This window comes from Fluviicola taffensis DSM 16823 (assembly GCF_943372375.1).
Classification (GTDB): domain Bacteria; phylum Bacteroidota; class Bacteroidia; order Flavobacteriales_D; family Crocinitomicaceae; genus Fluviicola; species Fluviicola taffensis_A.
Genome location: NZ_CALRYJ010000002.1, coordinates 408098 through 422811, shown reverse-complemented (window position 1 = coordinate 422811; position 14714 = coordinate 408098). Strand labels below are relative to the sequence as shown.

At 37.2% G+C, this 14714-nt stretch carries 11 protein-coding genes and 1 tRNA gene; 6 read left to right on the top strand and 6 right to left on the bottom strand.

Translation table 11 applies throughout. The features are described from left to right. The first annotated feature begins 54 nt into the window (after nt 1–54). The 3 genes from AAG807_RS05160 to AAG807_RS05150 all read left to right on the top strand — a co-directional run bounded on the left by AAG807_RS05160 (nt 55) and on the right by AAG807_RS05150 (nt 4357). On the top strand, nt 55–2520 hold the full coding sequence (locus AAG807_RS05160; RefSeq protein ID WP_341901397.1) for a carboxypeptidase-like regulatory domain-containing protein: 2466 nt from the start codon (nt 55–57) through the stop codon (nt 2518–2520). Between the two features lie 177 nt (nt 2521–2697). Further along, complete coding sequence (locus tag AAG807_RS05155) at nt 2698–3054, top strand: hypothetical protein (RefSeq protein ID WP_341901394.1); 357 nt, start codon at nt 2698–2700, stop codon at nt 3052–3054. An 802-nt stretch (nt 3055–3856) separates the two neighbouring features. Then, nucleotides 3857–4357, top strand: coding sequence for a DUF4402 domain-containing protein (locus tag AAG807_RS05150; protein WP_341901388.1), 501 nt, complete (start codon nt 3857–3859; stop codon nt 4355–4357). Nucleotides 4358–4509: 152 nt separating this feature from the next. Here the strand turns inward: AAG807_RS05150 and AAG807_RS05145 are convergent, their stop codons facing one another. Together AAG807_RS05145 and AAG807_RS05140 are read right to left on the bottom strand one after the other, a co-directional pair. After that, on the bottom strand, nt 4510–7305 hold the full coding sequence (locus AAG807_RS05145; RefSeq protein ID WP_341901392.1) for a PAS domain S-box protein: 2796 nt from the start codon (nt 7303–7305) through the stop codon (nt 4510–4512). Further along, nucleotides 7302–7841 (bottom strand): heme NO-binding domain-containing protein, encoded by a 540-nt coding sequence (locus AAG807_RS05140; RefSeq protein WP_341901390.1) that lies wholly within the window; start codon nt 7839–7841, stop codon nt 7302–7304. The genes AAG807_RS05145 and AAG807_RS05140 overlap by 4 nt, the downstream gene beginning before the upstream one ends. A gap of 1112 nt (nt 7842–8953) precedes the next feature. Here AAG807_RS05140 and AAG807_RS05135 point away from each other — a divergent pair. Beyond that, the gene (locus tag AAG807_RS05135; RefSeq protein ID WP_341901388.1) at nt 8954–9454 is read left to right on the top strand and encodes a DUF4402 domain-containing protein; all 501 of its coding nucleotides are present in this window, start codon (nt 8954–8956) and stop codon (nt 9452–9454) included. A gap of 337 nt (nt 9455–9791) precedes the next feature. Here the strand turns inward: AAG807_RS05135 and AAG807_RS05130 are convergent. Continuing rightward, nucleotides 9792–9865 (bottom strand) — tRNA-Met (locus AAG807_RS05130). Between the two features lie 62 nt (nt 9866–9927). Then, complete coding sequence (locus AAG807_RS05125; protein WP_341901386.1) at nt 9928–10677, bottom strand: isoprenylcysteine carboxylmethyltransferase family protein; 750 nt, start codon at nt 10675–10677, stop codon at nt 9928–9930. A 63-nt stretch (nt 10678–10740) separates the two neighbouring features. On the opposite strand from AAG807_RS05125, the gene AAG807_RS05120 reads away from it, so the two are divergent. Together AAG807_RS05120 and AAG807_RS05115 are read left to right on the top strand one after the other, a co-directional pair. Next, nucleotides 10741–11130, top strand: a complete 390-nt coding sequence (locus AAG807_RS05120; protein ID WP_341901384.1) for an START-like domain-containing protein — start codon at nt 10741–10743, stop codon at nt 11128–11130. 21 nt (nt 11131–11151) lie between these two features. Next, nucleotides 11152–12234: an acyltransferase gene (locus AAG807_RS05115; RefSeq protein ID WP_341901382.1), complete on the top strand. Its 1083-nt coding sequence runs from the start codon at nt 11152–11154 to the stop codon at nt 12232–12234. Between the two features lie 48 nt (nt 12235–12282). Here the strand turns inward: AAG807_RS05115 and AAG807_RS05110 are convergent, their stop codons facing one another. Both AAG807_RS05110 and AAG807_RS05105 read right to left on the bottom strand, forming a co-directional pair. Continuing rightward, nucleotides 12283–13977 carry a M3 family oligoendopeptidase gene (locus AAG807_RS05110; RefSeq protein ID WP_341901381.1) on the bottom strand — a complete coding sequence of 565 codons (1695 nt, stop codon included), beginning with the start codon at nt 13975–13977 and terminating at the stop codon, nt 12283–12285. A gap of 82 nt (nt 13978–14059) precedes the next feature. After that, nucleotides 14060–14710: a DUF5606 domain-containing protein gene (locus AAG807_RS05105; RefSeq protein WP_341901379.1), complete on the bottom strand. Its 651-nt coding sequence runs from the start codon at nt 14708–14710 to the stop codon at nt 14060–14062. Between the last annotated feature and the right edge of the window lie 4 nt (nt 14711–14714).

Genomic DNA, 14714 nt, shown 5'->3' with positions numbered 1-14714 from the left:
CTACAAATAGTATCCCTTATCCTTTGCTTCTTTTGTATAAGTAGTCGGGAGGAAGTGTTTGGTCAAGACGAAACAGAGTATGAACAATTTACAATCAAGCTGAATGTCGACAAACTAGGTAGCTATGAGATGGAGGCTATTTATTACGATGAGAACATTTATTTACCGATAATTGATCTGTTTCGCAAACTGGATATTTATTTAAATCATTCCGTCCAGCTAGATACGATTAACGGATTTATACTTAGTAATGACAATTCCTATTCATTCAATTCAAATACAGGGAAGATCACCTTTCGGGACAAGGTCCAAACTCTAAAACCCGAGCAGATAATCTCTGATTATAAGGATGTTTATCTCCCGGGAAAAGTCTATCAGGAACTATTTGGAATGACCATGGATTTCAATTTCAGAGAATTGACCGTTTTTCTTCGTTCCGATATAGAGCTTCCCATTATCAAACAGCTAAGAATCAAGAAAATGAGAGCAAACCTGCTCACTTTAACCGGAGAATCTACTGCTGACACAACGATTTCAAGAAAATGGAATTGGATCAGGGGAGCGGTAATGGATTGGAACTTACAATCAAAAGAAGACAATTCAGGCTCAAACGTTCAGCAATTCAGAAGTTCCTTTGGAATGGAACTCCTTGGAGGTGAATTGAATTGGAGATCGACGGTTACACGGGATAGTTCGGTTAGATTCGAAAGTACAAGTATTAAATGGAGATATGTGAATGACAAACTGCCCATCTTGAAACAAATTGAAGCAGGAAATGTCACTGTCAGCCTTACCGGTCAAACTATCTCAAACTTTTATGGAATCAAATTAACCAATACACCCTATACCATTAAAAAAACGTTCGGAAGTTACCTTATTCAGAGAAGAACCAATCCGGGGTGGGAGGTAGAGATCTACGTTAACGGGATATTGGTGAATTTCACAACTGCTGACATGAATGGTGATTTCAATTTTGAAGTTCCGCTCGTATTTGGTAATTCAATCATTTTGATTCGCTATTATGGTCCATGGGGACAAGAAAGCTCGGAAGAAATTCCCATTAGCATCCCTTTTTCCTTTACTACTCACAAAAAAGTAGAGTATCAAACGTATTCGGGCATTACAGCTGATTCCTCACGATTTCTTTTCAATAAAACAAAAGTATCTTATGGTCTGAGTCGTTGGGCAACAATCAATGCAGGATATGAATATTTTCAAGGAAACCCTTTGAATAACCATATTTTTTCAGGTTCACTCAATCTTGCTTTGGGAAAGAATTTGCTCCTTAATTATTCCTACTTACACCAATCGAATCACTATGTAGAATTAATGTATCGAACCAAACGCAATTTTGTCATAACAGGAAAACATCGTCAGTATCTCAAAAAACAAACAATTGTTCAAACTACTAGTTGGGGAGAATCTGAATTAGGAATGAATCTTCCGGTTTGGAACCGAAAGTTAAAAATCTATTTGAGAAGTACCAATCGACTTGCATTTACGGTTGCCCGACATTCTTTTATAAGCGAATCCGCTATTTCGTTTTTTTATAAACGAATAAATACAGGATTCACATTAATCACCAGTAAAGAATCTGTTTTGAGTTGGAACACATCTTTTTATTTTAAAAAAAACTGGTCCATTCTTCATACTTCACTGTATAACATTTCTAATAAAAGACCTGTAAGTAGCAGCATTCAAATCCAAAAGAAATTCAATAAACTGTTTTTTGCTGAAACCAATTTGACTTATTCCTATTCAACTAAAAGCTTACAAGCCGGAGTTTCCATTTACCTTAATTTCAACTTCATGCGATCTGCTGTTAATGTCAGTATGCAAAAAAAACAACTGTCAAGCACACAAACTTTAGCCGGAAGTGTTCATTTTACTTCCAGACCGAATCCTGTTTTTGTTTCCAATAGCAATGGCGTCGGTAGAGCCGGATTAGACGTTTTGGTTTTCTTGGATATCAATCACAACGACAAAAGAGATGAAAATGAACCGTTAATCAAGAATGCATCTGTGGCAATCAATAGAGGAAAACAAATCTTCAATGAAAACGACTCAATACATCGTTTTGCTTCACTTGAGCCGTATTCTCCTTATTTATTAACTGTCGCAAATAATGGATTCCCATCTATTTCCTGGATTATCGAAAAATCAACCTGGTCTATTGTCACCAGTCCAAATCAGATCAAAAAAGTATTCATTCCGGTAAAACCAATGGGGGAGGTTGAAATGAAAATCTCACTGGTTAAAAACAAAGAAATCACTCCCGCTCATCGACTGATCATCTACATTGTAGACCGAAATAACCGTCAAGTTGGAAAAGGGTTGACCGAACAAGACGGGTACTTTTCATTTTTAGGGCTCCCTCCGGGAAATTATCAAATTAAATTTGATGAAAAACAGCTGAAAGGATTGGGATTATCCTCCAAATATTCGCCAACATCTTTCGAAATAAAACCATCCGTACAAGGTGATTTTGTGGATGGAATAGAAATCACCCTTCAGGATTGACATAATCACTTCATTTTCGAATAGCAAACCTTCGTTTTCGAAGAGTTTATTTCGTTCGGATATTTTTGGCACATCTCCAATCCCTTGATAACAAAGGGTTTTTGATTGTTCTGGCACAGTGCGGCACCCTGTTTGAAACTACAGTTGCAACATTCAAAACAATTAAAAATCAATACCATGAAAGCAACAATAATCATTCTGTTCGTAGTAGTTTCAAATATAGCTAACTCACAGATCATTAGAAAAGACAAATCCCTTCATTTTGGTGCGGGCGTCTTGGTTGGAGGAATAACCGCATTCGTAAGTGAACGTATTGGGATTTCAGACAATAAATTTGAAACTCTTCTTCTTTCAACTTCCGTATCCACAGTAGTAGCAGTTGGAAAAGAAGCTTATGATCAATACGTAAAGAAAACTTTTGCTGATGATAGAGACATCTTATGGACTGCAATTGGCGGACTTGTCGGAGGTCTATCTGTTACTTACACCATAAAGCCGAGAAACAAACATAAAAAGCCGGCATTTGAAATTTGAAAATACAACAGTCATTTTAGCTGGAGCATTATCCATAGGTGAATTATGCTTTCAATTTACTACGAGCAGCATCATTGAAAGTAAGTTGTTACATTGAACGTTGATGCTGACTACCGGTAGGTTTATATACAGGTTCTTTCGATATAACTGTGTTTACGAACACTATATCTGACTAAAAACTACAACAAGTCTGGATAACGAACGACAATAAACCTTTACTACAAAAAAGAGGAAGCAATCACTTCCTCTTTTTTTGTGATATCAAATACCTTTTCAAAATCACCAAGAATCTTTTTTGCAAAAAAATACTTCGTTTTAGAATAGCCAACCTTCGTTTTCGAATAATATTTTCAATACTGACTTTTTGTATAAAATGCTTCAACCCTTGATAATACTGAGAATACGACATGCTTGATACCGTTTGGCATTTCTTTTGGACTATCGAATTCAGTGAATAGTGGTTAGGTTAGATAAGTTAATGGAGATACGACGCCCGTCTATCTCCATTTTCTTTTTAGCATAGTTTGGCGTGTTCTTTTTCCTGATTTCAGTTCTTCCTTTGGAGTTTCATCCAATCACTTGAGCAATTCCGCAATAGAAGATTCCTTTTCAAGGCAGTACTCTTCGTTTTCGAATAATCAGTCTTTGTTTTCGAATATTTTTAGTGAAGGTGAAATTTTTGGCACGAAGCTGAAACCCTTGATAAATAAGGATTTTCGATTATTCTGGCACGACATGGCATTCCGTTTGAAAGTATACTAGCAACAGTAATTAATTCAAAACAATTTAAATCTTAGAAATTATGAAAAAGTTAAGTACAATTTTCGCAGGAGCATTATTCGTTGTTGGATTCTCTTCATCTTATGCTCAATCAACAGTATCAGCAGACGCAAGCGCTCGTATCGTATCGCCTTTGCAAATTACAAAAACAGCTGACCTTAAATTCGGTAACCTTGCTGCAGGACCGGTAGCTGGAACAGTAGACATGGCAATTACAGATGTTAGAACAGCTGCTGGTGGTGTTACTTTGATCGCAGCAGGCAACGTTTCCAACGCAGCAGCGTTCGATATCATCGGTTACCCGGATGCATCTTTCACTATCTCATTGCCTTCTTCTATCTTGATCGCTTCAGGTGCAAATAACATGCAAGTAGACAACTTTGTTTCTTCATTGGGAGCTACTTCAGCTTTAGACGCTCAAGGAGCAGCAGCATTGAAAGTGGGAGCTACATTGAACGTTGATGCCAACCAGGCGGTAGGTTTATACACTGGTTCTTTCGATGTAACAGTTGCGTACAATTAAAAATTACACGAAGGTTCGACTAAAAACTACAACTAGTCCGACTGACGAACTACAACAAACCTTAACTAACGGAAAAGAGGAAGTGAAAGCTTCCTCTTTTTTAGTTCATATAAAGTCCCTGTTGCAAGATAAAATGAATGCTGTAAGGAGAATCAGACATTTCTTTTGACCAATTCGCTTTTTAGCAAATCCAATTTCGATATCAAAACATTCACATTTATTTTCCATGTTTCATTCGGTTCGTCTAATTCAACAGATCTAACCAATTCAAAAGCCTGTTTATTAGCTACATTTTGAATGGTTGGTTTTAATGAGTGAGCAATATTTTTTATTTCAGCCGGTTTATTTGCATTTAAATTTTCCTCCAGTTTGATTATGTTGTTTCCAATTTCTTGAATAGCAACAGTAATCATTCTTCGCATAAATGCCTCGTTTCCCAGACAGTTTTTTGTAAGGTTCGATAAATCACAAATTTCGTCTGAATACATTGATTTCATTTTTTCATTAACGCCATTTGTTACCGGATTTTTCTCATTCATATCAGGGAACAAAACATTTTTTATGCTGATATAGAGTTCATGTTGCCGAAACGGTTTCAAAACAAACCCGTTCATTCCTACATCCAGATATTTTTTCACATCGTTAGGCATTGCATTGGCGGTAAGGGCGAGAATAGGGGTGGTGGATTTGAGGTCATGACGAATTTTCCAGGAACATTGAATTCCATCCATTACCGGCATTTGTATATCCATTAAAATCAGATCAAATTCTTGTTCCTGAATCTTTTCAATTGCTTCTTTTCCATTGTTTGCAATCACCACGTTCACATTCCAATTTTCCAAAATGGAATGTGCCATTATTTGATTGAACTGATTATCTTCTACAAGCAAGACATTCAGATCCTTAAGCAATCCAACCTCGATTAGTTCTTTAGTTTTTTCGGAATTGCTTTCACTTTGTTTTTCAAGAGTCAATTCGAATTCAAAGGTCGTTCCCACATTTAATTGCGAAGAAACCTTCAGTTGACTTCCCATTAATTCGATCAGATTGCGAGAAATAGATAATCCAAGACCGGTGCCTCCGTATTTCCGGGCGATTCCCGGTTCTGCCTGAACAAAGCTTTCGAAAATCTGAGCCAGCTGACTTTCCGAAATACCAATACCGGTATCTTCGATCTTAAACAAGAAAACAGACTTGTTTTTATGCTCTTTAACAATTTCCACATTCAATGAAATCATTCCCTTTTCTGTAAACTTAAGTGCATTATGCAATAGATTTGAAAGGATCCCATTCAACCGGGTAGCATCGTACAAATAGTTTTTCTGGGGAACGCTAATGTTTTTTGAAAAGTCAATATTTTTTTCCTCTATTTTATATCCCCATAAATTAGCTACATCTGTGATTGTTTCATAAATATTGTGGCTTCCTAAGGTTAAGTCCATTTTTCCCGCTTCCAACTTAGAGAAATCAAGTAGGTCATTGACTATCATAAGCAGGTTCTCCGAGCTTTTTGAAATGGCTTGAACAAATTGATGTTGCTTCTGATTGAGAATACCTTGTTCCAATAATTGGCTCATCCCCATAATCGCATTAAGAGGTGTTCGGATCTCGTGGCTGATATTAGCAACGAAGAGATCTTTACTTTTCAAGGAGTTTTCTGCTAATAATTTAGCCTCCTTTAATTCTTCCTCCATCAACTTTCTCTTGGTAATATCCAGATGAATTCCAACAGTACCGGCAACTTCGTTTTTTTCATTGTAATAGGGAGCACCACTTATCATTACCCATATAGGCGTTTTATCTTTCTTGAACAGTTTGATTTCATACACCGATGAATTTCCTTGTTTTCTTTTTTTGGATTCATCCAATATGATGTTTCTGTTTTCATCATCAACCATTAATTGAAGTGGATCTTGTCCGACCAATTCCTCTGAACTGTAACCGATTAGTTTGCAAAATTGAGGATATGCTTTCAGGATTATCCCATTTCTATCAACCTCGAGTAGCCCCAATTCCAGGTTTTCAATAATACTCCTGAATTTCTCCTCACTCCTCATCATCGCTTTTTCGTATTTAATACGATCAGAAATTTCACGACTCAGCGCGAAAAATTCGATGTCTCCATTCGAATTGGTATTTATATCAACGGTTTGTCCCAGCCAAAGTTCTTTTCCGTCTTTACAGATGATCGGAAATTCGATATAAGTAGATTGAATCTTGTTTTTAACTTGAAAATTGTAAAATCCTCTTAGCTTCTTTTGATAATCGGAACGAACCAATTTGAAAAAATGAGTATCCATCAATTCTTCTTCATCGAATCCAGTTAACTTGAATCCCATCGGATTCACATATTTGAATTTTCCATCCAAATCACAAATAAAAATAACATCACTGCTATTCTCTACTAGATTCTTATACTGCTTTTCTTTTTTTGTTATCTGGTCCAGCATTTCACTTTTTTCGGAAATATCTTCAAGCAAAATCAACTTACCGGGAATTTCGTCGATTTGAATATTGGAACAATGGCATCTCAATTCATGTTTTACCTGATCAATCAGCGTATAAAAAGTCCCGTTCAAATCTTCTTCACAAAATTCTGCTTCCGATTTAACGAGGTCCGGCACCTCGCGATCTATTAAATCGTTCAATTCACATTTAAATAATTGCAGTGCTTTTTTATTCGCATTGACGATCATATTTCTTTCCCCGGTACTTACAAGCATTGGCAAAGGATGCTCATCAATCATTTGCTTCAACTGTTCCTTTTCTTTCTCCAGTTGATAGGTTCTTTCTCCAACCAAATCCTCTAATCGAATATTTAACTGCACTAATTTTTGATTACTGTCAAATAGTTCCTTGGACTTATTTTCCAATAAAGATTCTGCTTGTTTTCTAGCTTCTCGTTCTCGGATTATTTGCCGTCTCAACAATTCGATCTCACTCTTCATTGAAGTTTAATTTGAATTAGACACCCTTTTGAAGGATCCGGCGAATCAACAATTTTCACCTCTCCGGTTTCGTTAAATTGTTTCAATGCACCCTCAATCAGTCCAACAGCTAACCATTCCATGTGTTTGTCGGAGTGATACTCCATTAAAAAAGTTTTTTGATCTATCTGAGTGCAAATGAAATGAGGCAATTGGGCATCCGGATATAGTTTTAAAACTTCTACATGAATATGATGCTCAACGCTTTCCAGGAAACCGAAAACATGTTGAGTATGGTTGAAAAAATCAGGGTATTGATTAAAAAAGCTGTTAAACAACCAACTTCCAAACATGCGTAATGCTTCGTGAATTGGAATTTTTGTCAACTCACTAAACTTGGTTAACATGATCACCATTTCGTGATGACTATAGGTCCCTACTGATGTATAGATCCCTTTTGAGGGGAGGTTACTTGTCTCAATGATTTCATCAAGCATGGATAATCCAAACTCATTTTCTATCATTTCTGTAAATTCCGTAAACACAATTCCTTTCATAAAGCAGCACTTTTGTTTTGTTATTCTTTGAGAAATCAATTTAATAATCAATTCTCTAATAGTTAATTCCTTAGAAATCCTCCTGAAATCAATGTTAGATCGGGTACTTCAAAATCAGGAAGCATCATATACGCACTAGCAATAAGTTCTTTAAGTTGAATCGTTTCTGAAACAGTGAATGTTAGTTGCCTTAATCATAGTGATGTATTTAACACTTAATTTAAAAAATTAATTCAATAACCAATCTTATCCTTTGAATAAATAATACGTTTTTTTATTGATTATGAAGGACAACCAAAATGGGTTATGGAGTATTGTACTTCGTTTTCGAATAGCAAACCTTCATTTTCGAAGAATATTTTCAATACTGACTTTTTGTATAAAATGCTTCAACCCTTGATAATACTGAGAATACGACATGTTTGACACTGTTTGGCATTTCTTTTGGGCTATCGAATTCAATGAATAGTGGTTAGGTTAGATTAGGTTAGGTAAGTTAATGGAGATACGACGCCCGTCTATCTCCATTTTCATTTCAATCTGGCCTCGCTTGCCAGTTACTTTTTTAACTTCATCCAATCATTCAACCGATAGAAGAAGTGTTTCGACCAAAACGTCTTCGTTTCTGAATAGCAACCCTTCGTTTCCGAAGAATATTTTCAACACTGACTTTTTGTGTAAAATGCTTTACCCCCTTGATAATACTGGGAATACGACACGATTGACACTGTTTGGCATTTCTTTTGTTCTATCGAATTCAGTGAATAGTGGTTAGGTTAGATAAGTTAATGGAGATACGACGCCCGTCTATCTCCATTTTCTTTTTAGAATGGTTTGGCGTGTTCTTTTTCCTGATTTCAGTTCTTCTTTTGGAGCTTCATCCAATCACTTGAACAATTCCGCAATAGAAGATTCCTTTTCAAGGTAGTATTCTTCGTTTTCGAATAATCAGTCTTTGTTTTCGAATATTTTTAGTGAAGGTGAAATTTTTGGCATAATGCTGAAACCCTTGATAAATCTGGATTTCCGATTATTCTGGCACGATGTGGCATTCCGTTTGAAAGTAGAGTAGTAACAAAAACACAATTAAAACAATTTAAATCTTAGAAATTATGAAAAAGTTAAGTACAATTTTCGCAGGAGCATTATTCGTTGTTGGATTCTCTTCATCTTATGCTCAATCAACAGTATCAGCAGATGCAAGCGCTCGTATCGTATCGCCTTTGCAAATTACAAAAACAGCTGACCTTAAATTCGGTAACCTTGCTGCAGGACCGGTAGCTGGAACAGTAGACATGGCAATCACAGATGTTAGAACAGCTGCAGGTGGTGTTACTTTGATCGCAGCAGGCAACGTTTCCAACGCAGCTGCATTCGATATCATCGGTTACCCGGATGCGTCTTTCACTATCTCATTGCCTTCTTCTATCTTGATCGCTTCAGGTGCAAATAACATGCAAGTAGACAACTTTGTTTCTTCATTGGGAGCTACTTCAGCTTTAGACGCTCAAGGAGCTGCAGCATTGAAAGTAGGAGCTACATTGAACGTTGATGCCAACCAAGCGGTAGGTTTATACACTGGTTCTTTCGATGTAACAGTTGCGTACAATTAAAAATTACACGAAGGTTCGACTAAAAACTACAACTAGTCCGACTGACGAACTACAACAAACCTTAACTAACAAAAAAAGGGGAAGCACACACTTCCTCTTTTTGCATTGTGTTTATAGCGATGCTAAATGTAATCATCAAAAAAAGGAAGATCTCTTCTTTTTAACTAGACCGTTTAAGGGGATCGCTATCGGGATGAACTCCGGACCAATTTATACAAACAAAAAAAGCTCAGTAAAAACTGAGCTTTTTTGTAGCGAGACGGAGTCCCGATAGCTATCGGGATGAACTCTGGACCAATTTATACAAAAAAAAGCTCAGTAAAAACTGAGCTTTTTGTAGCGAGACGGAGAGTTGAACTCCGGACCTCAGGGTTATGAATCCTGCGCTCTAACCAACTGAGCTATCTCGCCATATGCCTTTCGTTTCCCTGAAAGGCGGTGCAAATATAGTTACTTTTTTCTTCTATGCAAGACTAAGAACGGTCTTCTTCGTATAAAACTTTTGTCTTGTGCTTTAGTAACTTGAAAATCAAGCTAAATAACAAAGATCCTGCAATCCAATAAACATAACAAAGTGGGTTTTCAATGGTATTTGTCATGAAAAACTCACGCAATCCTGCTACGAAAACAAAACCCAATACGGTTGCAGAAATTCCTGAATACTCCCGACGTAAAATCGTTTTCATTGAAAAAGGAATCTGACCTTTGATGTAGTTTTTCATACTTGGCCAAAATGCAGGAACAGTGTTCGACCAATTCACATAGCTATCACCGAATTTACGCTCCAGGAAACGTTCTTCCGCAAACATGATTCGCTCGTAATAGATCCAAAACAACAGACTTACGATAACAATGAAGTAGATATTGAATGTGAAACAAACAATTCCAATCCACATAAAGTAATTACCCAGGTAGAGTGGGTGACGAACCGTGGAATAGATTCCTTTGGTATTCAATGCCTCCGCTACCTGCTCCTGTGTATTTCTACCCGAAGTGTTCTTGTTACTCGTTCCAATCGCAATAGCGCGGATTACCTGTCCTAAAATTGACATAGCAATTGCCGCACCCGTGCAGATATAATACCAGCGGGCATCATCCATAATACATTGAACATCTGTAAAATAGATTACCGGAACAGCTAAAACGAATAAAATAATCGGAATTTGTCCTCTGTACTTGAAGAGTTTGTTTCCGTTTTTTTCAAATGAATGTACTAACGCCATGAAAAGAAATGTGTATATTTCGAAAATGATTTTTCGGCGCGAAGTTAACATTATTAAACTACTATGACAAAAAAGGAACGATTCGAATTAGAATATGTGTTAAGAACCTCTCCTCGGGTTTTGGATAAATTGCTATCGACACCTGATGGATTGAGCGAATGGTTTGCTGATGATGTTATTGTAAAAGATGATATGTACACCTTTCATTGGGATGGAAGTGAGGAACAAGCGCGACTAATCTCTAAAAAGGCCGGAGAATACATTAAATGGCAATGGTTAAACGACGAAGAAGATGATTTGGAAACTTTCTTTGAAATGAAATACACCATTGACCCTATGACAAAAGTGGTTATCCTAACTGTCTCCGATTTTGCTGAAAAAACTGAAAAAGATGAAATTGTACGACTTTGGGAATCACAAATCAGTGATTTAAGAAGAGTCATCGGAGCGTAAATTAACAGCTGATTTCTAACTATGATTGCTCGTTCTTCCATCAAAAAGGATGACTCAGTCAACCGTATTCAAGAACTTGATTCTTTAAGAGGAATTGCAGCAATTGTTGTACTTGTTTTCCATTACTCCTTATTACAGAAAGATTTATTGACTTTTACCAAATTCGGTGTAACCGGGGTCGATTTGTTCTTTATCATCAGTGGATTTGTGATTACCATGAGTTTGGAGCGCATTCAATTCGGCTACCAATTCATAATCAATCGCTTTAGCCGGCTATATCCAACTTATTGGACTTCAGTTGTATTCACCTTTGTAATCATCTGCATCAATAAAAGCTTCTTTGGCTACGAGCCACAGAATACATTTCCAATCAGCGATTTCTTTTATAACTTGACGATGTTCCAATATTATTTTGGTGTAAAGGACCTGGATGGACCTTACTGGACCATGATCATAGAAATGCTCTTTTATCTGGTGATGGGCTACTTATTCCTGACTAAAACTCTAAAAAGCGCTGTCGCAATCCTGATCCCACTTATTCTTCTCGGAACCATATTGACTGAATTTCACTGGTTCCAACCTTTCTCCATGGCTTATTTCAAGAATTTTCCTTTGGCACAATCCTTACCCTTGTTCGTTTCCGGAATTCTATTTTACCGGTTATTTACAAAGGATAAACGTCTGCTATTGAATATCTGTTTGATTATTGGCTGCTACTTTCTGCAAATACTGTTGTTTACGAAAGTGGGGAGGGCAAACTATTACATTTCGCATCCCGAATACAAAGCCGTATTGGCAATCTATTTTGGTTTGTTTTTCCTTTTTGTTTTTGGAAAATTGAGATTTATTGTGAATAGAACCACGCTATTCCTGGGGAAAATATCTTTTGCATTATACCTGATACATCAGTATTTCTCCATCTATTTCCTAATTCCGAACCTGATGAAGATTGGAGTAAACTATTACGTAGCTGCATTTTTAATTGCTCTGCCGGTATGCATTTTAATCGCTACAGGAATTACAGTCTTCATTGAAAAACCTGTAGGAAAATGGATCAAACGAATTTTAAATCGTTTTGTCGACACAAAAATCATTAAACAATAGGCACGTAATTAACCAGTAGTCACGCGATTAATCGCGTGACTACTGGTTTCAATTCAATTCATTAATCGAATCCATCAAATTTTTACTGATATCCTCCAAAGCAACCTGAGAGAAATCAAATTTCAGTCCGGCTGTTTCATAAATCTCCGGAATGGACTTCGTATAACCCAAAGACAATGCGTTTTTATAATCATTCAATGCTTTTGCAGGGTTCTTCTTGTAATTATTCCAAACACCCAGAGCACCTAATTGAGCTATTCCATATTCAATGTAGTAGAAAGGAACTTCGAACAAGTGCAATTGTTTCTGCCAAGAACTTTCCAGTACGGCTTCATAACCATCGTAATCTACCAATCCGGTTCCGAAACGCTTACTCAAATTCAACCATTCCCGGGTTCTTTCTTCCGTAGAATGCGTTGGGTGTGTATAAATCCAATGCTGGAAAGCATCAATCTGCGCAATCCAAGGCAATACTTTTACTACAGACTCCAATTGTTCCAATTTGGCGCGTCTCAAATCGTTTTCATTCGTATAAAATTCAGACCACAATTCCATTGTCAGTAATTCCATCGACATGGAAGCCAACTCAGCAACTTCTGATGGCAAAGATTTGAATCCGGTCAGTTCCAGATCACGACTCAGGAACGAGTGAACTGCATGTCCTCCTTCGTGAACCATCGTTGTCAGATCTCGTTGCGCACCCGCAGCATTCATAAAGATGAATGGGATTCCGGATTCGTAGAGTGGATAGTTATACCCTCCCGGAGCCTTACCGGCTTTTGAATCCAAATCCAGGAATCCACCAGTTTTCATGGTTTTCAGACAATCCCCAAAATAGGTGTCTAATTTTTGAAAAACAGTAATTGATTTATCCAACAATTCTGTTCCGTTTTCGAAAGGTTTCAAAGGAGCTAATCCATCCGGATCTACTTCCGTATCCCAGGGTTTCAATTTCGGTTTACCCAGTTTTTCAAGTTTCTTCAAATTCAATTGCTTCACGATAGGAACGATCAATTTTTCAATTGCATCGTGAAAAGCCAGGCAATCTTCAACGGTATAATCAAATCTGCCAAGTGCCTTGAATTTATATTCGCGGTAATCCACACAATCTGCATTCTTAGCCACTTTGTTGCGCAATTGAATCAAGAGGTTAAATAAGTCGTCCAATGCTCCGCGATCTTGCAGTCTGCGAGTCGTGATCAGATCGTAAACTTCCTTGCGAACTGTTTCATTCGGGTCCTTTAAAAAATTGGATGCCTGAGGCATTGTCAATTCTTTCCCCTGATAAGTAATCATCTGTTTCCCTGAAATCGCTCCGAATTGCTGACTCAAGGTACTTAATTCCGTTTCCAGTGCAATATTCTCCTCCCGGAACAATTCCAATGCAGATTGAACTCCTCTGAAATAGATGGAATAAGCTTTATCAGCAGCTAATTCTTTCACAAAAGGAGAAGCCATCATCTTTTGGTTCAGAGAATCTTCAAAAGGAGCAAGGTTGGGTTGTATTTCAGTTACAAAAAACTGGTACGATTCTGTCAACTTTTCATCCAAAGTATTAATGGTCATCCGGATATAACGCCAAGCCATATTCTCTTCCAGAACAGCTTCCAATTCACTTTTATCCGACAACCATTGTTTGAATGATTCCTTTGAAGAAATATCCCTTTTTTGAAGATCCAAAAGGTATCCTTCGACTGATTTCCAACTTTCACAAGTAAAGTCGGGCGAAACAAATTTTCTCATAACACAAAAATAAAAAAAGGAATAAAATAAGTGGGGGCGCGATTAATCGCGCCCCCACTTATTAAGAAATATTATGTAATTATTATTTACCTCTTGATGAACCTGTTTTAGGAGCAGCAACTTTTTTCGCACTTGTTGTTTTACCGGCAGCTTTTGCAGGTCCTTTCGCAGCAGCAGGAGCTTTAGCCGCAGTTGCAGACTTGGTAGCAGTAGCCGCTTTTTTCGCCGGAGCTTTTTTAGCAGGTGTTTTTGCTTTTTCTTCATCTGCAGGAGCGTCAGTTTCTTTTGCTTTCGCTGCTTTCTTCGCTTTAGGAGCCTCTTCAGTTGCAGCATCTTCTTTCACTTCTTCGTCAAGAATCAATGCACCAGCTTTGTGTAATAAGTTATACCACTGGAAAATTTTCTTGATATCTGAAGCATAAACACGCTCTTGATCGAAATTGGGCAACACTTCAATCAAATAAGCTTTCAACTTATTTTGATCTTCCTTATGAGAAATGGTTTCTTTCCCACTTTCTTTTTCATAAATCGAAGTGAAGATTTCTCTTAACGGTTTGTCTTCATCATAGGTATAGATAGAAATATCATCCAAAGCAGAAATTCTGTCTGAAGCATACGCTGGAACACGTTTTTTATCTTCCAAAGATTCTACGATAATGTTGTTTTTACCTTGTGCCAAAACTTTATAAAGTCCTGGTTTTCCCGAAATAGCAATGATACCTGTTAAATTCATTCGA

Bases quoted from the DNA above. Each gene is read 5' to 3' on its own strand.
- AAG807_RS05155 (WP_341901394.1), top strand. From the start codon at position 2,698: ATGAAAGCAACAATAATCATTCTGTTCGTAGTAGTTTCAAATATAGCT.
- AAG807_RS05150 (WP_341901388.1), top strand. From the start codon at position 3,857: ATGAAAAAGTTAAGTACAATTTTCGCAGGAGCATTATTCGTTGTTGGA.
- AAG807_RS05145 (WP_341901392.1), bottom strand. From the start codon at position 7,305: ATGAAGAGTGAGATCGAATTGTTGAGACGGCAAATAATCCGAGAACGA.
- AAG807_RS05140 (WP_341901390.1), bottom strand. From the start codon at position 7,841: ATGAAAGGAATTGTGTTTACGGAATTTACAGAAATGATAGAAAATGAG.
- AAG807_RS05135 (WP_341901388.1), top strand. From the start codon at position 8,954: ATGAAAAAGTTAAGTACAATTTTCGCAGGAGCATTATTCGTTGTTGGA.
- AAG807_RS05125 (WP_341901386.1), bottom strand. From the start codon at position 10,677: ATGGCGTTAGTACATTCATTTGAAAAAAACGGAAACAAACTCTTCAAG.
- AAG807_RS05120 (WP_341901384.1), top strand. From the start codon at position 10,741: ATGACAAAAAAGGAACGATTCGAATTAGAATATGTGTTAAGAACCTCT.
- AAG807_RS05115 (WP_341901382.1), top strand. From the start codon at position 11,152: ATGATTGCTCGTTCTTCCATCAAAAAGGATGACTCAGTCAACCGTATT.
- AAG807_RS05110 (WP_341901381.1), bottom strand. From the start codon at position 13,977: ATGAGAAAATTTGTTTCGCCCGACTTTACTTGTGAAAGTTGGAAATCA.
- AAG807_RS05105 (WP_341901379.1), bottom strand. From the start codon at position 14,710: ATGAATTTAACAGGTATCATTGCTATTTCGGGAAAACCAGGACTTTAT.